The sequence below is a fragment of the Massilia solisilvae genome (assembly GCF_024753215.1).
In the GTDB taxonomy this organism is placed as follows: Bacteria; Pseudomonadota; Gammaproteobacteria; order Burkholderiales; family Burkholderiaceae_D; genus Telluria; species Telluria solisilvae.
Genome location: NZ_JANUGV010000007.1, coordinates 40,942 through 58,264, shown reverse-complemented (window position 1 = coordinate 58,264; position 17,323 = coordinate 40,942). Strand labels below are relative to the sequence as shown.

At 67.0% G+C, this 17,323-nt stretch carries 18 protein-coding genes; 10 read left to right on the top strand and 8 right to left on the bottom strand.

Going from position 1 to position 17,323, the window contains the following annotated elements; translation table 11 throughout:
• The first annotated feature begins 1 nt into the window (after position 1).
• From NX773_RS19930 to NX773_RS19910, 5 genes are read left to right on the top strand one after another with little or no spacing between them, the layout of a single operon-like run.
• Complete coding sequence (locus NX773_RS19930; protein ID WP_258858029.1) at positions 2-673, top strand: thiol:disulfide interchange protein DsbA/DsbL; 672 nt, start codon at positions 2-4, stop codon at positions 671-673.
• Positions 670-1,464, top strand: coding sequence for an SDR family oxidoreductase (locus NX773_RS19925; protein ID WP_258858028.1), 795 nt, complete (start codon positions 670-672; stop codon positions 1,462-1,464). Before NX773_RS19930 ends, NX773_RS19925 begins: the two co-directional genes overlap by 4 nt.
• Positions 1,461-2,225 (top strand): biotin--[acetyl-CoA-carboxylase] ligase, encoded by a 765-nt coding sequence (locus NX773_RS19920; RefSeq protein WP_258858027.1) that lies wholly within the window; start codon positions 1,461-1,463, stop codon positions 2,223-2,225. The genes NX773_RS19925 and NX773_RS19920 overlap by 4 nt, the downstream gene beginning before the upstream one ends.
• 2 nt (positions 2,226-2,227) lie before the next feature.
• The gene (locus tag NX773_RS19915) at positions 2,228-2,968 is read left to right on the top strand and encodes a type III pantothenate kinase (RefSeq protein ID WP_258858026.1); all 741 of its coding nucleotides are present in this window, start codon (positions 2,228-2,230) and stop codon (positions 2,966-2,968) included.
• Between the two features lie 3 nt (positions 2,969-2,971).
• The gene (locus NX773_RS19910) at positions 2,972-3,691 is read left to right on the top strand and encodes an SPOR domain-containing protein (protein WP_258858025.1); all 720 of its coding nucleotides are present in this window, start codon (positions 2,972-2,974) and stop codon (positions 3,689-3,691) included.
• A gap of 109 nt (positions 3,692-3,800) precedes the next feature.
• On the opposite strand, the gene NX773_RS19905 is transcribed toward NX773_RS19910, so the two are convergent.
• The 6 genes from NX773_RS19905 to NX773_RS19880 all read right to left on the bottom strand — a co-directional run bounded on the left by NX773_RS19905 (position 3,801) and on the right by NX773_RS19880 (position 10,915).
• Complete coding sequence (locus NX773_RS19905; RefSeq protein WP_258858024.1) at positions 3,801-4,796, bottom strand: septal ring lytic transglycosylase RlpA family protein; 996 nt, start codon at positions 4,794-4,796, stop codon at positions 3,801-3,803.
• 16 nt (positions 4,797-4,812) lie between these two features.
• On the bottom strand, positions 4,813-5,928 hold the full coding sequence (gene rodA / locus NX773_RS19900) for a rod shape-determining protein RodA (protein WP_258858023.1): 1,116 nt from the start codon (positions 5,926-5,928) through the stop codon (positions 4,813-4,815).
• 3 nt (positions 5,929-5,931) lie between these two features.
• The gene (mrdA, locus tag NX773_RS19895) at positions 5,932-7,917 is read right to left on the bottom strand and encodes a penicillin-binding protein 2 (RefSeq protein ID WP_258858022.1); all 1,986 of its coding nucleotides are present in this window, start codon (positions 7,915-7,917) and stop codon (positions 5,932-5,934) included.
• Positions 7,918-7,926: 9 nt separating this feature from the next.
• Entirely contained in the window at positions 7,927-8,448 is a 522-nt protein-coding gene (gene mreD, locus NX773_RS19890) for a rod shape-determining protein MreD (protein ID WP_258824568.1), read from the bottom strand.
• Positions 8,448-9,770 carry a rod shape-determining protein MreC gene (mreC, locus tag NX773_RS19885; RefSeq protein WP_258858021.1) on the bottom strand — a complete coding sequence of 441 codons (1,323 nt, stop codon included), beginning with the start codon at positions 9,768-9,770 and terminating at the stop codon, positions 8,448-8,450. Before mreC ends, mreD begins: the two co-directional genes overlap by 1 nt.
• Positions 9,771-9,871: 101 nt before the next feature.
• Positions 9,872-10,915: a rod shape-determining protein gene (locus NX773_RS19880; protein ID WP_036235315.1), complete on the bottom strand. Its 1,044-nt coding sequence runs from the start codon at positions 10,913-10,915 to the stop codon at positions 9,872-9,874.
• Between the two features lie 309 nt (positions 10,916-11,224).
• Here NX773_RS19880 and gatC point away from each other — a divergent pair, with 309 nt between their 5' ends.
• The 4 genes from gatC to NX773_RS19860 all read left to right on the top strand — a co-directional run bounded on the left by gatC (position 11,225) and on the right by NX773_RS19860 (position 15,092).
• Entirely contained in the window at positions 11,225-11,524 is a 300-nt protein-coding gene (gene gatC / locus NX773_RS19875; protein ID WP_258858020.1) for an Asp-tRNA(Asn)/Glu-tRNA(Gln) amidotransferase subunit GatC, read from the top strand.
• 13 nt (positions 11,525-11,537) lie between these two features.
• Complete coding sequence (gene gatA / locus NX773_RS19870; RefSeq protein ID WP_258858019.1) at positions 11,538-13,013, top strand: Asp-tRNA(Asn)/Glu-tRNA(Gln) amidotransferase subunit GatA; 1,476 nt, start codon at positions 11,538-11,540, stop codon at positions 13,011-13,013.
• A gap of 81 nt (positions 13,014-13,094) precedes the next feature.
• A complete protein-coding gene (gene gatB / locus NX773_RS19865; RefSeq protein ID WP_258858018.1) occupies positions 13,095-14,555 on the top strand; it encodes an Asp-tRNA(Asn)/Glu-tRNA(Gln) amidotransferase subunit GatB in 1,461 nt (486 codons plus the stop codon).
• A gap of 108 nt (positions 14,556-14,663) precedes the next feature.
• On the top strand, positions 14,664-15,092 hold the full coding sequence (locus NX773_RS19860; RefSeq protein WP_258858017.1) for a GNAT family N-acetyltransferase: 429 nt from the start codon (positions 14,664-14,666) through the stop codon (positions 15,090-15,092).
• Positions 15,093-15,186: 94 nt separating this feature from the next.
• Here NX773_RS19860 and NX773_RS19855 read toward each other — a convergent pair whose 3' ends face one another.
• A complete protein-coding gene (locus NX773_RS19855; RefSeq protein WP_258858016.1) occupies positions 15,187-15,768 on the bottom strand; it encodes a TetR/AcrR family transcriptional regulator in 582 nt (193 codons plus the stop codon).
• A 103-nt stretch (positions 15,769-15,871) separates the two neighbouring features.
• Between NX773_RS19855 and NX773_RS19850 the strand changes: the two genes are divergently transcribed.
• The gene (locus NX773_RS19850; RefSeq protein WP_258858015.1) at positions 15,872-16,522 is read left to right on the top strand and encodes a glutathione S-transferase family protein; all 651 of its coding nucleotides are present in this window, start codon (positions 15,872-15,874) and stop codon (positions 16,520-16,522) included.
• Positions 16,523-16,641: 119 nt separating this feature from the next.
• Here the strand turns inward: NX773_RS19850 and pyrE are convergent, their stop codons facing one another.
• The gene (gene pyrE, locus NX773_RS19845; protein WP_258858014.1) at positions 16,642-17,304 is read right to left on the bottom strand and encodes an orotate phosphoribosyltransferase; all 663 of its coding nucleotides are present in this window, start codon (positions 17,302-17,304) and stop codon (positions 16,642-16,644) included.
• Positions 17,305-17,323: the final 19 nt, after the last annotated feature.

Here is a 17,323-nt window from a genome sequence, read left to right as displayed (position 1 = left end):
CATGCGCCTGCTGCGCCGCCTGCTGATCGCCTGCGCCCTGCTCGGCTTCGTTTCGGCCGCAGGCGCCTCCCCCAATGCGCCCGCGGCCGGCGTCGAATACCTGGTGCTGCCGGCCGCGCAGCCGACGGACGCCGGCGACAAGGTCGAAGTGACCGAGTTCTTCGCCTACTACTGCCCGCACTGCAACGCCTTCGAGCCGGTGCTGGCGGCCTGGGTCAAAAAGCAGGGCGCGAACATCGTGTTCAAGCGCGTGCACATCACGCGCGACATGAACGTGTTGCCGCAACAGCGCCTGTTCTACACGCTCGAGGCGCTGGGCCTGCTGGAGCAGTACCACGCCAAGGTGTTCGCCGCGATGCACGAAAGCCGCCTGCCGCTCAATACCGACGAAGCCGTGTTCGACTGGGCGAGCAAGGCCGGCATCGACCGCGCCCGTTTCATCGACACCTACCGTTCGTACGGCGTGCAGGCGCGCATGTACCAGGCCAACGCCAAGATGCAGGCCTACGGCATCAACCAGTGGCCGATGGTCGCCGTCGGCGGCCGCTACCTGACCTCGCCCTACCACGCCCACCTGGGGCAAACCGAACAGGTCGCCGAGAGCCAGATGCAGCAGGAGGCGCTGCAGGTGATGGACTACCTGGTCGCACGCGCGAAAGCGGACAAGAAATGACCCATGCCGCCGGCAGCATGGACCGTGTGTTCATCACCGGCGCATCGAGCGGCATCGGCGCCGCGCTGGCGCGCCGCTACGCGCAGCAAGGCGCCACGCTTGGCCTGGCCGCGCGCCGCCGCGAACTGCTGGAAGAACTGGCCGCCAGCCTGCCCAATCCCGAACGCCACCGCGTGTACGCGCTCGACGTGCTCGACCGTCCTGCGCTGGCGGCCGCCGCGCAGGACTTCATCGGCGCGCTCGGCGGCGCCGACATCGTGATCGCCAACGCCGGCATCTCGCACGGCACGCTCACCGACCGCGCGGAAGACCTTGGCGTGTTCGACGCCGTGTTCGCCACCAACGTCAACGCCACCGTGGCCACCTTCGCTCCCTTCGTCGAGGCGATGAAGGCCCAGCCGGGTCCGCGCCGGCTGGTGGGTATCGCCAGCGTGGCCGGCATCCGCGGCCTGCCCGGCGCCGGCGCCTACAGCGCATCGAAGGCGGCGGTCATCTCGTACTGCGAGTCGCTGCGGCTCGAACTGAAGCAACATGGCATCCCGGTCGTGACCATCGCGCCGGGATACATCGATACACCAATGACCCGTCACAACCAATACCCGATGCCCTTCCTGATGCCGGTGGATCGCTTCGCCGAACTGGCGGTGCGCGCCATCGGCCGCGGCGACAGCTACCGTGTCATCCCGTGGCAGATGGGCGTCGTCGCCAAGCTGCTGCGGCTGCTGCCCAATCCGCTGTACGACGCCCTGTTCCACAAGGCGCCGCGCAAGGCGCGCAAGGCGGCGCCATGAACGCCGCATCGATCGCCGCGCTGTCCACGAGCGGCGTGCAAGTCGAAGTGGTGCCTGAAACCGGATCGACCAACGTCGACCTGCTGGCGCGCGCAGGCGCTCTCGCGCAGCCGCTGCTGCTGGTGGCCGAGAACCAGACCGCGGGGCGCGGGCGCGCCGGGCGCAGCTGGCTGTCAGCGCCCGGCCATTCGCTGACCTTTTCGCTGGCGTGGAAGTTCGAGTCCGGGCCGCAGGCGCTGTCCGGACTGCCGCTGGCGGTGGGCGTGGCCTTGGCCGAAACGCTCGGCCGGCTCGGCGTGCAGGTACGCCTGAAGTGGCCGAACGACCTGCTCAAGGATGGCGACAAGCTGGCCGGCATCCTGATCGAGACGGCGGCCGCGCCGGGCCCGGGGATCTGGGCCGTGATCGGCGTGGGCCTGAACCTCGTGATGCCCGACGAACTCGAACGCGAGATCGGACGCGCCGTGTCCGCCGTCCCGTGGCTGGCGCGCATGGACCGCGACGAACTGATAGCGGCGCTCCTGGACGGCCTGGCCGCAATGCTGCGCCAGTTCGAACGCACCGGGTTTTCCGCCTTTGCCGCGCGCTGGAACCTGCTGCACGCCTACCAGGGCGACACGGTCCGCATCCTCGACCGCGGCGCAGTGCTGCACGAAGGCGTGGCCGCCGGCGTGGACGACACGGGCCGGCTGCTGCTCGACACCAGCGAGGGCCGCATCGCGATCGCCGCCGGCGACGTCTCGCTGCGGCTGAAGGAGTGACGATGCTGCTGCTGGTGGACGCGGGCAACACGCGGGTCAAGTGGGCGCTGGCCGACATGGCGGCGGCCCCGGGCGAGTGGCTGGCGCAAGGGGCGGTCGCGCACGCCGCGCTCGACACGCTGTCGCAGTCCTGGCAGGGCATGCACATCGCGCGCGCCATCATCTCCAACGTGGCGGGAGCAGAGCTGCGCGCGCGGCTCGGCGCGCTGCTGCCGACGGTGCCGACGGAGTGGTTCGCGTCGAGCGCGCACCGCGCCGGACTCACGAACGGCTATCGCAACCCGACCCAGCTTGGCTGCGACCGCTTCGCCGCCGCGATCGGCGCGCGCGCGCTGGAACCGGGGCGGGCGCTGGTGGTGGCCACCTGCGGCACCGCCACCACGATCGACGCGGTCAGCGCCGACGGCGTGTTCATCGGCGGGATGATCCTGCCGGGCCTGGCGCTGATGGCTTCGTCCCTGGCCCACAACACGGCCCAGCTGCCGCAGGTGGCGCCAGGCGCCGCGCCGCCCCCGCTGTTCGCCGACAATACCGACGATGCGATCGTCTCGGGCTGCCTGTCGGCGCAGGCCGGCGCCATCGAACGCGCAGTGCGGGCGCACCAGGCCGAACGCTGCATCGTGTCTGGCGGCGCGGCGCCGTGGATATCCACCTCGCTCAACATCCCGCACCGGCTGGCCGATAATATGGTGCTGGTGGGTTTGCACGCGGCCGCCGCTGGCGCCGCACAGATGGAGGAATAGACCGTGCTCAAATTCGTCTTCTGGATCCTGCTCGGCCTGAACGCCGTGCTGTTCGCTTACTCCAAGGGCTATCTCGGCAACGTGAAAAGCGAGGAACACGAACCGGCGCGCGTCAAGAACCAGCTCGAGCCGCAGCGCGTGCAAATGGTCACGGCCGAGCAGGCGCAGGCGGCGGCCGCCAGCGCCGCGGCGGCCTCGAGCGAAGCATCCGCGCCGGCCGCCGCCTCCGCGCCCGCAGCCAGCGCCCCGCCGGTGGCCGTGGTGGCCTGTACCGAAGTCGGTCCGCTGTCCCCCGCCGACGAGCGCCGCTTCCAGGCGCGCCTGGCCAAGCTGGACTTGGGCGAGCACGAAACGCACGTGACCGTGCCGTTCCAGGAAGTGACGAGCCGGCTGGTGTACATCCCGAGCCAGGGCAGCAAGGAGGCCGCCGACCGCAAGGCGGCCGAGCTGCGTTCGATGGGCGTGACGAACTTCTTCATCATCCCGGGCGATTCGCCCTACAAGTACGGCATCTCGCTGGGGCTGTTCAAGTCCGAGGCATCGGCCCAGGCCATGCTCGCGTCGCTGGCCAAACAAGGAGTGCGCAGCGCGCGCATCGCCCCGCGCGGGCCGGTCAGCAACCGCACCGTGTACCAGTTCCGCGGCATCGATGCCGATACGCGCGCGAAGATCGTCGACATCGCCGACCGCTACGACAGCGCCGACGTGCGCGCCTGCAAATAACGTAGGGTGGGCAGGTTTCCTGCCCACGCGTCCAACCAGGGCAGACCGTTCGGTGCCACAAGCTCTGGCTGAACGCGTGGGCGGAATCCGCCCACCCTACGCTGCTTCGCTAGCGCCGCACGATGATCGGCTTGATCCCGAATCCCGCTGGCAGTTCCGCCACCGCCTTCTGCGCCTGCTCGCGCGTGCTGAACGGCCCGCGCAGCAGCCTGTTCACGGCGCCGGCTGCGATCACCTTGAGCGAATCGGCCGACAGCCCGGCCTGTACCAGCCGCTCGCTCATCTCCTGCGCCTTGCCGGCCTTGCTGAACGATCCCAGCTGCAGGTAGAAGCCGCTCGGGGGCGCGCTTTGCGCCACCGGCGCCGGCTCCGGCTCCATGCGGTCCTCCAGCATCAGGGCCGCAATCGACGGCGGCGCCGGCACCGCCTGCGCGGCGGACGTGGCTTCGCGCCGCGTGGTCGCAATGCGCGCCGGGTCGTTGGGGAACATGCGCTCGATCTTGACCTCGTGACTGCCCTTGCCCAACAGTCCCAGCTTGAGCGCCGCCGTGTACGACACGTCGATGATGCGGTCGGAATGGAAGGGCCCGCGGTCGTTGATGCGCACGACCACCGACTTGCCGCTTTCCATGCTGGTCACGCGCGCGTACGACGGGATCGGCAGCACCGGATGCGCCGCCGTCATCTTGTACATGTCGTACAGCTCGCCCGAGGACGTGCGCTGGCCATGGAACTTGACGCCGTACCAGCTGGCTACGCCGCGCTGCGTGAACGGCTCGTCGTTGATCAGCGGGGTGTAGGTCTGGCCGAACACCGAGTATGGCTTGTTCGCGAATTTCGCGTACGGCTCGTACTTGACCTCGGCGTCGGGCACGTCGCGCAGGCCCGGCGGCGGATTCTCGCCGGGGCCGTCGTCCTGGTAATAGCCGCCGCGGCCGGAACCGGCAGGCGGCAGCGCCGGCAGGTCGGGATCGATCTTGTGGTCCTTGGCCGACTTGTGCGGCCACGGCAGGGGAATGAAACGGTGGTGCTCTCCGGTGGAGCTGCAACCTGCCATCAACGCCGAGAGCATGATGACCGTAGGGAGGGTTCTCGAAACGGCCATCAGGCTCCTCGTTCAGTCAAGTCTGCACCAGTTTTCGGTGTCTTTGTATGCTCATCAATATACCAGACGCGAGGCCCAGTGTGAAAAGCGCGGTTCCGCCGTAACTCATGAACGGCAGCGGCACGCCGACCACGGGCAGGATGCCGGACACCATGCCCATATTGACGAACGCGTAAGTAAAGAAGCTCATCGTGATCGATCCCGCAAGCAGGCGCGTGAACAGGTTGGGCGCGTTTGCCGCGATCATCAGGCCACGGCCGATGAGCAGCAGGTACAGGAACAGCAGCACCAGGTTGCCGACCAGGCCGAACTCTTCCGAATACACCGAGAAGATGAAGTCGGTGGTGCGCTCGGGGATGAACTCGAGGTAGGCCTGGGTGCCCTTCATGTAGCCCTTTCCGGTAACGCCGCCCGAGCCGATCGCAATCGTGGACTGGATAATGTGAAAGCCCTTGCCGAGCGGGTCGGAGGTGGGGTCGATCAGCGTCATCACGCGCTCGCGCTGGTAGTCGTGCATCATCGACCATACCACCGGCAGGCTGGCCCCGGCGGCGGCGGCCAGCCCGATCAGCGCCTTCCACGACAGGCCGGCCAGGAAGATCACGTAAAAGCCAGGTGCCAGCACCAGCAGCGAGGTGCCCAGGTCCGGCTGCCTGGCGATCAGCCCGACGGGAATCACCAGCAGGACCGCGGCGACGATGAACGAGTGCCAGCGCACCACGCCCTGCTTGAACTGGAAGTACCACGCCAGCATCAGCGGCATGGCGATCTTCATGATCTCGGACGGCTGGATGTCCACGCCCACGTGCAGCCAGCGCCGCGCGCCCTTCTTGACCGTGCCGGCCACCGCCACCGCAATGAGCAGCGCCACGCCCACCGTGTACACCGGCACCGCAAGGCGCAGCAGCGTCTGCGGCGGCACGTTGGCCGCCACCCACATGATCACGAAGGCGACCAGGATGTTGCGCATCTGACCTTCCAGGCGGCCCGGGAAGTCGTGCCCGGCCGACGACAGCGTGACCAGGCCCGTGCACAGCAGCAGGAACAGGATCAGGGCCAGCGGGCCGTCGAAGACCGCGAAGTAAGGCTTGAGCCTGCGCCCGAGCGAGCGCCGTTCCGGAATGTGCGCCATGGCTTACTCCTTGTTCCCGGCCGTTTCGCCGCCGGGCCTGAATTCACTGGTCGCGCCCGCCGGCGCCGTGGTCTGCGGATCCGAAGGCGGCTCGGTATCCGGGTTCGGCTGCGGCGGCAGCGGCTTGTCCTTCTCGCCCGGCTTTTTGCCCAGCAGGTAGTAGTCGAGCGCCTTGCGCGCGATCGGCGCGGCCACCGCCGCGCCAAAGCCGGCGTTCTCGACCACCAGCGCCAGCGCGATGCGCGGATGATCCGCCGGCGCGAATGCGATGAACAGCGCATTGTCGCGCAGCCGCTCCGGCGTCATCGCCGCGTTGTACTTGCCGCCCTTCAGGCCCACCACCTGCGCGGTGCCGGTCTTGCCGCCGGCCGTGTACGGGATGCCGCGAAACGCCTGCGCGCCGGTGCCTTCGGTGATCACGCCCACCATGGCGCGCTTGATGATGTCGATGTTCTCCTGCTTGAGCGGGATGCGCGCGCTCTCCTTCGGTACGGTAAGGGTGCGCTTCCTGGACACCGGGTCCTCCACCGTCCTGACCAGGTGCGGCTTCATCACGATGCCGTCGTTGGCCAGCGTGGCCACCGCGTGTGCCATCTGCAGCGGCGTGTAGTTGTTGAAGCCGTTGCCGATGCTGATCGAGATCGTGTCGCCGCCCACCCACTTCTGGGCCGCGCGGTTTTTCTTGAAGCGCTCGCGCTTCCACTCCTGCGACGGCAGCACGCCCTTCTGCTCGTGCAGCAGGTCGATGCCGGTGATCTGGCCGAAGCCGAACGGCGCCATGAATTTGCTGATCGCGTCGATGCCCATATCGTTGCCGAGCTGGTAATAGTAGGTGTCGCACGACAGCACGATCGAGCGGTACATGTCGATGAAGCCGTGGCCGCCCTTCTTGTCGTCGTTGAAGCGGTGCCCGCCCAGCATGAAGAAGCCGGGGTCCGAAATGCCGTATTCGGGACGCCGCTTGCCCAGCTCCAGCGCGGCCAGCGCCATGTACGGCTTGAAGGTGGAGCCCGGCGGATAGGTGCCCGACAGCGGGCGGTTCATCAGCGGCCGGTCCAGCGAGGTGTTCAGCTCGTTCCAGCTCTGGGCGTCGATGCCGTCCACGAACAGGTTGGGGTCGAATCCGGGGCGCGACACGTACGCCAGAATGTCGCCGGTGGACGGCTCGATCGCCACCAGCGCGCCGCGGTAGTCGCCGAACGCTTGCTCGACCACCTTCTGCAGCTCGATGTCGATCGACAGGATCAGGTTCTGGCCCGAGGTGGGCGCGGTGCGCGACAGCGTGCGGATCGCGCGCCCGCCGGCCGAGCGTTCCACTTCCTCGTAGCCGGTGACGCCGTGCAGCTGGCGCTCGTAGCTCTTCTCCAGGCCTTCCTTGCCGATGTGGTCGGTGCCGTTGTAGTTGGCGGCGTCGTCGCTGCCGGCCAGGTCGTTGGCCTCGCTCTGGTTGATGCGGCCGATGTAGCCGATCACGTGCGAGGCGGTCTCGCCCAGCGGGTACTGACGGAACAGACGCGCCTGCACTTCCACGCCCGGAAAGCGGAAGCGCTGCGCGGTGAAGCGCGCCACCTCCTCGTCGGTCAGGCGGGTACGGATCGGCACGCTGGCGAAGTTCTTCGACTCTTCCAGCAGGTGCTTGAAGCGCTTGCGGTCCTTGGCCTCGATGGTGACCAGCTTGGCCAGCTCGTCGATCACCGAGTCCATGTTGGCCTGCAGCTTGGACGGCGTGATCTCGAGCGTATAAGCGGAGTAGTTGCGCGCCAGGACCACGCCGTTGCGGTCCACGATCAGGCCGCGGTTGGGCACGATCGGCACCAGCGCGATGCGGTTGTCCTCCGCCTGCGCCATGTACTCGCTGTGCTTGATCACCTGCAGCCACACGAAGCGCGCCACCAGCAGGCCAAAGCAGATGAACACGAACACCACCACCGCAGTCAGGCGCATGCGGAACAGGTGGATTTCGCGGTCGTTGTCTTTTATCTCGGTCATTGGTACTACTCAGATCGGACGCGTATGGTCGCGGTCGATCGCGCGCCGTTGCGGCGCCAGCAGCAGCCACGTGATGAGCGGCCACAGCGCGACGGCAACCGCGCTGTCGATGAACTGCAGCCAGCCCGCCCAGCGGCCGCTCGCCATCAGGCGCACGATCGACTGGATCGCCTGCGCGAACAGCAGCAGCGGGAACACGTGCATCGCCTGGGTGATCACGGGGAACCACAGCACGCGGCGGTGGATCATGATCGCCAGGTACGACAGCAGCGTGTACGACAGCGCGTGCTCGCCGAGCAGGGTCGCGTCGTGCACGTCCATCAACAGGCCCATCGAAAAAGCCACCCCGATGCCGACCTTGCGCGGCTGGTGGATGCCCCAGAATACCAGCACCAGCGCGGCGAAATCGGGCGCGCCCACCCAGCGCCCCCAGGGCAGCAGGTTGAGCATGAAGGCGCAGGTCAGGCTGAACGCGATGAACAGCGGGCTGACCGGCAGCAGGATGTATTGCGGGCGGTTCGCGGTCGGCATTACGCGCCCTCCTTGCGTTGCGCCGGCTGCGGCACGGCGGCCGCGGCGGTGGTGGCGCCGGCGCGCGCCGGCTGCGACAGCTTTTGCGCGGCCGCGGCCTGTGCCGGCGTGGCGGCCGCGGGTGCAGCGCGCAGCACCGCGCCCCCTGCGGCCGGCACCGTGGCCGGAGACGGCGCGCGCTGCGCCGACGTCGCCGCCGCTGGCGGCTGGGCCGGCGTGCCGGCGGCGCCGCGCGGGCTGGCAGCCGCTTGCGGAACGGCGTTGGTTGCGGCCGGCGGATGCTGGGCAGCGCCGGTTGCCGCTGGTGCGCCCTGGACCGTTGCGCCGGGCGCCTGGGCCGCTCCGGGTGCGGGCGCGGCGCCGGAAGGCTGCTGTGCCGGCAGCGGCGCCGAAGGCAGCGGCGGCAGCGGCACCGGGTCCATCGCCGGCAGGTTCTTCTTGTTCAGCGCGACCGTCTTGCCGGCTTCCGCGGGCGGGCGCGCCGGCTTGGCCTCGCGCGACATCACGATCAGCAGTTGCCGGTTGCGGTCGATGCCGGCCAGCGGCTGGCATACCACGCGGCCGAACGCGCCCTGGCCGACGCTCTCGACCTGGATCACCTTGGCCACCGCCAGCCCGGCCGGGTACATGCCGTCCAGGCCCGACGTGACCAGCACGTCGCCCACCTGGATGTCGGCGTTGGGCGCCACAAAACGCAGGTCCAAAAGGCCCGACTGGCCGCGGCCGTAGGCCACGCTGCGCAGGCCCGAGCGCAGCACCTGCACCGGAATCGCCTGCTCCTTGTCGGTCAAGAGCGTCACCTCGGAGGTGAATGGGAACACGCGCGTGACCTGGCCCACCACGCCGGCGTGGTCGATGACCGGCAGGCCCAGCGTGACGCCGTTCTTCATGCCGCGGTCGAGCACGACCTTGTGCACCGCCGGGTCGCGCGCGTCGTACAGGATCTCGCTCATCATCGAGTGCACCGGCAAGTGCTCGCGCGCGTCCATGAGCTTGCGCAGGTGGGCATTCTCCGCCATCTGCAACTGCGCCTGCTGCAGCGCCTGCGAGGTGGCCACCTGTTGGCTCTTGAGCTCGGCCACTTCCTTCTGCAGCGACGACAGCGACGAAAAGTAGTCACCCATCGAGGCGAGCGCGTCGCGCGGCATCAGGGCCACCATCTGGAACGGGTACAGGATCGTCGCTGCCACCTGGCGCACCGCGGTGAGCGCGTGCAGGCGCGCGTCGATGACGAGCAGCGCAATGGAAATGAGCGCGAACACCGTCACCTTCACCCGCGCCGGGGCGCCCTGTTTGAAAAGTGGCGGAGGACTGTATTCCATGAGTTGAGAATAATGAATGCGCCGGGCCCCAAGGTCAACGCGGGCAGTCGCGCGGCCAGGGAAAGCCGCGCGCGCTGCCCGCGTCTAGGCGCAGTACACGCTTATTCGTATGAGAAGATCGAGCCCAGCTTGTCCATGCGCTCGAGCGCCATGCCCGAGCCGCGCACCACGCAGGTCAGCGGATCTTCGGCCACCAGCACCGGCAGGCCGGTCTCTTCCATCAGCAAGCGGTCCAGGTCGCGCAGCAGCGCGCCGCCGCCGGTGAGCATCATGCCCTTCTCGGCGATGTCGGCGCCCAGTTCCGGCGGGGTCTGTTCGAGCGCGTTCTTGACGGCCGAGACGATGTTGTTGAGCGGGTCGGTCAGCGCTTCCAGGATCTCGTTGCTCGAGATCGTGAACGAGCGCGGGATGCCCTCGGACAGGTTGCGGCCCTTGACTTCCATCTCCTTGACTTCGGAACCCGGGAAGGCCGAACCGATCGCCTTCTTGATGGCCTCGGCGGTCTGCTCGCCGATCAGCATGCCGTAGTTGCGGCGGATGTAGTTGACGATCGCTTCGTCGAACTTGTCGCCACCCACGCGCACCGAGCCCTTGTACACCATGCCGCCCAGCGAGATGATGCCGACCTCGGTGGTGCCGCCGCCGATGTCCACCACCATCGAGCCGGTCGCCTCGGCCACCGGCAGGCCGGCGCCGATGGCGGCGGCCATTGGCTCTTCGATCAGGTACACCTGCGAGGCGCCCGCGCCCAGTGCCGACTCGCGGATCGCGCGACGCTCGACCTGGGTGGAGCCGCACGGCACGCAGATGATGATGCGCGGCGACGGGCGGAAGAATTTGGAGTCGTGCACCATGCGGATGAACTGCTTGAGCATCTGCTCGGTGACGGTGAAGTCGGCGATCACGCCGTCTTTCATGGGACGGATCGCTTCGATGTTGCCCGGGACTTTGCCGAGCATTTGCTTGGCTTCCTTGCCGACGGCCTGGATGGTCTTCTTGCCGTTCGGCCCGCCCTCCTGGCGGATCGCGACGACCGACGGCTCGTCCAGCACGATGCCCAGCCCGCGCACATAGATCAGCGTATTGGCGGTGCCCAGGTCGATTGCCAGGTCATTCGAAAAGTAGCTGCGTAAAAAACCAAACATGTGTGTCCTGATTGCGCACGTCGGGTGCGCTAAACATTGATGGAGTGGAGATGCCGTGCCGTGGCCGGTTGCCGCGGCTGGCCGCTGGCGGCCCCGCGGCCGGCCCGTTTCGGCGCCAGCAACGCATTAGCCCGCCATTCTACCTTATAATTTGCCGATTATTTCGCCCAATCCTCTTCGATTTCACAAGGACGAGACAAGCGAATTGGGCCGCGTTACCAGGCTTTTATCGGCGGTAGCCGGCGCGCATTGAGGTTTTATCATTCGCCCAACCATTTTTACCCGCGGCAGCCATGCCGCGCCCTAGCCATGTCCCTGACACTATCAGACGTTAAACGGATCGCCAACCTGGCCCAGCTCGATATGGACGAAGCCCACGCCGAGAAGATGCTCACCGAGTTGAACGGCATCTTCGCGCTGGCCGAACAGATGCAGGCGGTCGACACCAGCGGCGTGGCGCCGCTCGCCCAGCCGCTATCAAGCATCCTGGAGCTGCCGCTGCGCCTGCGCGAGGACGTGGTGACCGAGGAAAACCACCGCGAGGACTACCAGAAGCCCGCGCCCAAGTCCCAGGACGGCCTGTACCTGGTGCCGAAAGTGATCGAATAACAAGGTACGCAGCATGCATAACAAGACCATCAAAGAACTGTCGGCGCTGCTCCAGTCCAAGCAGGTGTCGGCCACCGAACTGGCCCAGCACTACCTGGACCGCATCGCCGCCAGCAACCTGAACGCCTTCCTGGACGTCGAGCCCGAGCTGTCACTGGCGCAGGCCAGGGCCGCCGACCAACGCATCGCCCAGGGCACCGCGGGCGTGCTGACCGGCGTGCCCATCGCGCACAAGGACATCTTCGTCACGCGCGGCTGGCGCTCGACCGCCTCGTCCAAAATGCTGGGCAACTACGTCAGCCCATTCGACGCGACCGTCGTCGAAAAATTCAATGCAGCCGGCATGGTCACGCTCGGCAAGCTCAATTGCGACGAGTTCGCCATGGGCGGCTCGAACGAGAATTCGGCCTTCGGCGCGGTGAAGAACCCGTGGGACCAGCAGGCCGTGCCGGGCGGCTCGTCGGGCGGCTCGGCCGCGGCAGTGGCCGCGCGCCTGGCGCCGGGCGCCACCGGCACCGACACCGGCGGCTCGATCCGCCAGCCTGCCGCCTTCTGCGGCATCACCGGCATCAAGCCCACCTACGGCCGCGTCTCGCGCTTCGGCATGATCGCGTTCGCCTCCTCGCTCGACCAGGGCGGCCCGATGGCGCAGACCGCCGAGGACTGCGCGCTGCTGCTGAACGAAATGACGGGCTTTGACGAGCGCGACTCGACCAGCCTCACGCCCGAGCAGGGCAACGTGCGCGAAGACTTTGCCCGCGACCTGAACAAGCCGCTGGCCGGCCTGCGCATCGGCGTGCCGAAGGAGTACTTCGGCGAGGGCCTGGCCGCCGATGTGGAGGCCGCCGTGCGCGCCGCGCTGGAGCAGTTCGTCAAGCTGGGCGCCACCCTGGTGGACATCTCGCTGCCGCGCACCAGCCTGTCGATCCCGACCTACTACATCATCGCGCCGGCCGAGGCATCCTCGAACCTGTCGCGCTTTGACGGCGTGCGCTACGGCTTTCGCGCGCCGGAGTACAAGGACCTGCAGGACATGTACAAGAAGACCCGCGCCGCGGGCTTCGGCCCCGAGGTCCAGCGCCGCATCATGGTCGGCACCTACGTGCTGTGCCACGGCTACTACGACGCCTACTACGTGCAGGCGCAAAAGATCCGCCGCATGATCGCCGACGACTTCCAGGCCGCCTTCCGCGACCAGTGCGACGTCATCATGGGCCCGGTGGCCCCGAGCGTGGCCTGGGACCTGGGCGCGAAATCGAACGACCCGGTGGCCAACTACCTGGCCGACATCTTCACGCTGTCCACCAGCCTGGCGGGCCTGCCCGGCATGTCGATCCCGGTCGGTTTCGGCCAGGGCGAGAAGAACGCCAACCGTCCGGTCGGCCTGCAAATCATCGGCAACTACTTCGCCGAGGCCAAGCTGCTGAACATCGCGCACCAGTACCAACAAGCGACCGACTGGCACACCCGCGCCCCTGAAGGCGTGTAAACGTAGGGGGGGCGGGACCGCCAAGGGCTTGTGCCCACGCGTTCAACCCGCGCTCGAATACTCGGAAAAGAGAACACAATCATGCAATGGGAAGTCGTCATCGGTCTTGAGAACCACGTCCAGCTCACGACCAACTCCAAAATCTTCAGCGGCAGCTCGATCAAGTTCGGCGCCGAACCCAACACCCAGGCCAGCCCGGTGGACCTGGCGCTGCCGGGCGTGCTGCCGGTGCTTAACCGCGGCGCGGTCGAACGCGCGATCCGCTTCGGCCTGGCCGTGGGCGCAAAAATCGCCCCCGTCTCGGTGTTCGCCCGCAAGAACTACTTCTACCCCGACCTGCCCAAGGGCTACCAGATCAGCCAGTTCGAGGACCCGGTGGTCCAGGGCGGCACCATCAGCTTCTGGTACGAGAAGGACGGCAAGCAGGAATCGAAAACCGTCAACCTGACCCGCGCCCACCTCGAGGAAGACGCCGGTAAGTCGCTGCACGAGGACTACGCCGGCATGAGCGGCATCGACCTCAATCGCGCCGGCACGCCGCTGCTCGAGATCGTGTCCGAGCCCGAGATGCGCAGCGCCGCCGAGGCGGTGGCCTACGCCAAGGCCCTGCACTCGCTGGTGATGTGGCTCGGCGTCTGCGACGGCAACATGCAGGAAGGCTCGTTCCGCTGCGACGTGAACGTGTCGGTGCGCCCGCTCGGCCAGAAGGAATTCGGCACCCGCTGCGAGATCAAGAACCTGAACTCGTTCCGCTTCATGGAAGAGGCGATCCACTACGAAGTGCGGCGCCAGATCGAGCTGATCGAGGACGGCGGCAAGGTGGTGCAGGCCACGCGCCTGTGGGACCCGGACCGCAAGGAAACGCGCGAGATGCGCACCAAGGAAGACGCGCAGGACTACCGCTACTTCCCGGACCCGGACCTGCCGCCGCTGGTGATCGGCCAGGACTGGATCGAACGCGTGAAGGCCGACATGCCCGAGCTACCGGCCGCGATGCGCGCGCGCTTCGTGAACGACTACGGCCTGCCGGAGTACGACGCCAACGTGCTGACCTCGTCGCAGGAGATGGCGACCTACTACGAAGCGATCGTCGCCAAGGCCGGCAAGGAAAACGCCAAGGCCGCCGCCAACTGGATGATGGGCGACGTGTCCTCGACCCTGAACCGCGAAGGCGTGTCGATCAACGAGGCGCCGGTGGAAGCGTCGCAACTGGCCCTGCTCCTCAAGCGCATCGCCGACGGCACCATCTCGAACAAGGCGGCCAAGGAAGTGTTCCAGGCGATGTGGGAAGCGAAGTCGGGCGACGAGAACCTGGCCGACATCGTGATCGAGCAGAAGGGCCTGAAGCAGATTTCCGACACCGGCGCGCTGGAAGCGATCGTGGATGAGGTGTTGGCCAACAACGCCAAGTCGGTCGAGCAGTACCGCGCCGGCAAGGAAGCGGCGATCAACGCGCTGATCGGCCAGACCATGAAGGCATCGAAGGGCAAAGCCAATCCGGCGCAGGTGACGGAGCTGCTGAAGAAGAAGCTGGCTGGCTAAGCGCGCTGCATCTTCACGCAAAAGACCGGGGCATGCCCCGGTTTTTTTATTGCGCTGGCCACGCGCCCGTGTCACGATGCCCGACAGTCCAACCCCAACGGAGGCAGCGTGACCAGCGAATACGTCGTGGCAGTCGAAACCAGGCCCGAACCGGGCGACATGGCGGCGATCGTGCGCGGCCTGACCGAGTTCAATGCGTCCAGGGCTGCCGGCGAAACGCCCAATTACCTGCTTGTCACGCTGCGCGACGCCGAGGGCACGGTGGTTGGCGGCCTGCTTGGCGCCACCTACCTGGGCTGGCTGCAGGTGCAGGCGCTGTGGCTGCCGGATGCGCTGCGCGGGGGTGGCCATGGCACGGCCTTGATGGCGGAAGCGGAACAGGAAGCCATTCGCCGCGGCTGTCCGCGCGTTTTCCTTGAAACGCTCAGCTTCCAGGCACTGCCCTTCTACGAAAAGCTGGGCTATGTGATCCACAGCAGGCTTGCCGATTTTCCTCCTGGCGGCGTGCGTTACGCGCTGACCAAGAACCTTCTTTGAATTCAACCGACAATGACTCGTCGAGTAGCAGCCTCATGAATAAGCTGGCCCTGCTTTGCCTCCGCGTTCGAGTACACGAGCTATCGCACCCCTCTCAACAATCGCCAAGCAGCGCCAGCGCCTGCCGCCGGGCCGACGCCCGCAGCGAACTGCGCAGCGCGGCGTCTTCGGTGGTGCGTGCCAGCAGCATGCCGCCCACACACAGGGACAGGATTGCCTGCGCGCGCTGTTCGCCATCCTCGGTCCCGGCCAGCGCGCGCCGATAGACCTCAGTGAGGTTACGCACCAGCTGGGTGTACGCCTTCTGCGGCATCAGCCCTGCCCGCGCCACGTCACCAGGCAGTGCGTACAGCGGGCAATGGTAGTCGGGGCTGCCAAGCACCTCGTCGCTCAGGTAGATGTCCACGATCCTGCGCGCCAGCTCCATTGGCGTCGGGGCCGGCCGGCCCTTGAAGTCCGGGCGGAACGGATTGCATGAACTGAAGCTCTCGACGGCCGCCGCATACAGTTCATCCTTGCTGCCGAAGTGATTGTAGAAGCCACCGCGCGTGAGCCTCGCGTCGGCCATGATGGTGTCGATCGACACCTTCTCGAAGCCGTGCCGGTTGAACAGCTTGCGCGCGGACTCGACGATCCGCGCGCGGGTACGTGCCTTGTGCTCGCTGGTGTAGGGCATCTTGTTGTCCTCCTCGGCTCACATTATCGGGCGATTCAAAATATGTTCTTGAACATATTATCAAGCTCCGTATGCTGCGGTTTGTCCAACCAAGGAGACCACCATGTACACCCTGACGACCTTCCGCTCCGTGCCCTCGTTTGCCATCGGCTTCGTGCGCGACCTGCGCGTGCGCTGGGCGCTCGAAGAAACCGGCCAGCCGTACCAGCTGCGCCTGATCGAGTTCGATGAGCGGCGCAGCCCGGCATACCGCCAGCAGCAGCCCTTTGGCCAAGTGCCGATGCTGGACGACGATGGCTTGTCGCTGTTCGAGTCGGGCGCGATCCTGCTGCACCTGGGCGAGAAAGCGCACGGCTTGCTGCCGGCCGCGCCCGCTGCCCGCGCCCAGGCTCACGCATGGATGTTCGCGGCGCTCAGCACGGTCGAACCGCACGTGCTCAACCTGGTCAGCCTGCTCGTATTTTCGGCCGAAGAAGCATGGGCCAAGGAGCGCCGGCCGGCACTGGAAGAATCGTTGGGACAACGCCTGCACGACCTGGATGCATGGCTGGAAGGACGCCAGTACCTGGCGGGCGACTTCAGCGCTGCCGACATCCTGATGGCCACGGTGCTGCGCCTGCTCGGCGCGACCGATCACGTGGCCCGGTTCCCGCACCTGAAGGCGTATCAGGAGCGCTGCACCGCGCGCCCGGCTTTCAAGAAAGCGCTCGCGGACCAGCTGGCGCTGTACGCGCCGAAGGCGGCAAACGCCTGAGAAGACGCGCTTACCTGTTGAATTCAGATGGTCGTCCCCGCACAGGCGGGGATCCATGAGCCGCGTACAGTCACGCTCAGCATGGGTTCCCGCCTGCGCGGGAACGACGTGCGCATGCGTCAGACGCCGTAGCGCGTGCGGTACGCCGCCACCTTGTCCTTGAACTGCGCCAGCTGCGGGTCGTCCGCATGGCTGGACAGGTAGCCGAACAGGTCGTCGAGGTTGGCGATCGAGATCACCGGGATGCCGAATTCCTTCGACACTTCCTGCACCGCCGAATGTTCGGACAGCGCGCCGTCCTTGCCCGAGCGCTCCATGCGATCGAGCGCGATCAGCACCGCGCACGGCTCGGCGCCGGCGGCGCGTATCATGTCCACCGACTCGCGTACCGAGGTGCCGGCCGAGATCACGTCGTCCACGATGACCACTTTGCCCTGCAGCCTGGCGCCGACGATGGTGCCGCCTTCGCCGTGGTCCTTGGCTTCCTTGCGGTTGTACGCGTACGACGTGTTGCGGCCCTTGGCGGCCAGCGCGACGGCGGTGGCGCTGGCCAGCGTGATGCCCTTGTACGCCGGCCCGAACAGCATATCGAACTGGATACCCGAATCGAGCAGCGTCTGCGCGTAGAACTGCGCCAGCTGGCCCAGCGTTGCGCCGTCGTGGAACAGCCCCGCGTTGAAGAAGTAAGGCGACTGGCGGCCGGCCTTGGTGGTGAATTCGCCGAACTTCAGCACTCCCGTCGAGACCGAAAACGCGATAAACTCTTGGCGCAAGTTGTTCACGATAACCCCAAAAATAAAA

Coding starts and splice junctions, on each gene's coding strand:
- gatA (WP_258858019.1), top strand. CDS start 11,538: ATGCATAACAAGACCATCAAAGAACTGTCGGCGCTGCTCCAGTCCAAG.
- NX773_RS19905 (WP_258858024.1), bottom strand. CDS start 4,796: ATGGCCGTTTCGAGAACCCTCCCTACGGTCATCATGCTCTCGGCGTTG.
- NX773_RS19925 (WP_258858028.1), top strand. CDS start 670: ATGACCCATGCCGCCGGCAGCATGGACCGTGTGTTCATCACCGGCGCA.
- gatB (WP_258858018.1), top strand. CDS start 13,095: ATGCAATGGGAAGTCGTCATCGGTCTTGAGAACCACGTCCAGCTCACG.
- rodA (WP_258858023.1), bottom strand. CDS start 5,928: ATGGCGCACATTCCGGAACGGCGCTCGCTCGGGCGCAGGCTCAAGCCT.
- NX773_RS19855 (WP_258858016.1), bottom strand. CDS start 15,768: ATGCCCTACACCAGCGAGCACAAGGCACGTACCCGCGCGCGGATCGTC.
- mreD (WP_258824568.1), bottom strand. CDS start 8,448: ATGCCGACCGCGAACCGCCCGCAATACATCCTGCTGCCGGTCAGCCCG.
- mreC (WP_258858021.1), bottom strand. CDS start 9,770: ATGGAATACAGTCCTCCGCCACTTTTCAAACAGGGCGCCCCGGCGCGG.
- NX773_RS19915 (WP_258858026.1), top strand. CDS start 2,228: ATGCTGCTGCTGGTGGACGCGGGCAACACGCGGGTCAAGTGGGCGCTG.
- NX773_RS19920 (WP_258858027.1), top strand. CDS start 1,461: ATGAACGCCGCATCGATCGCCGCGCTGTCCACGAGCGGCGTGCAAGTC.
- NX773_RS19930 (WP_258858029.1), top strand. CDS start 2: ATGCGCCTGCTGCGCCGCCTGCTGATCGCCTGCGCCCTGCTCGGCTTC.
- NX773_RS19880 (WP_036235315.1), bottom strand. CDS start 10,915: ATGTTTGGTTTTTTACGCAGCTACTTTTCGAATGACCTGGCAATCGAC.
- NX773_RS19850 (WP_258858015.1), top strand. CDS start 15,872: ATGTACACCCTGACGACCTTCCGCTCCGTGCCCTCGTTTGCCATCGGC.
- mrdA (WP_258858022.1), bottom strand. CDS start 7,917: ATGACCGAGATAAAAGACAACGACCGCGAAATCCACCTGTTCCGCATG.
- gatC (WP_258858020.1), top strand. CDS start 11,225: ATGTCCCTGACACTATCAGACGTTAAACGGATCGCCAACCTGGCCCAG.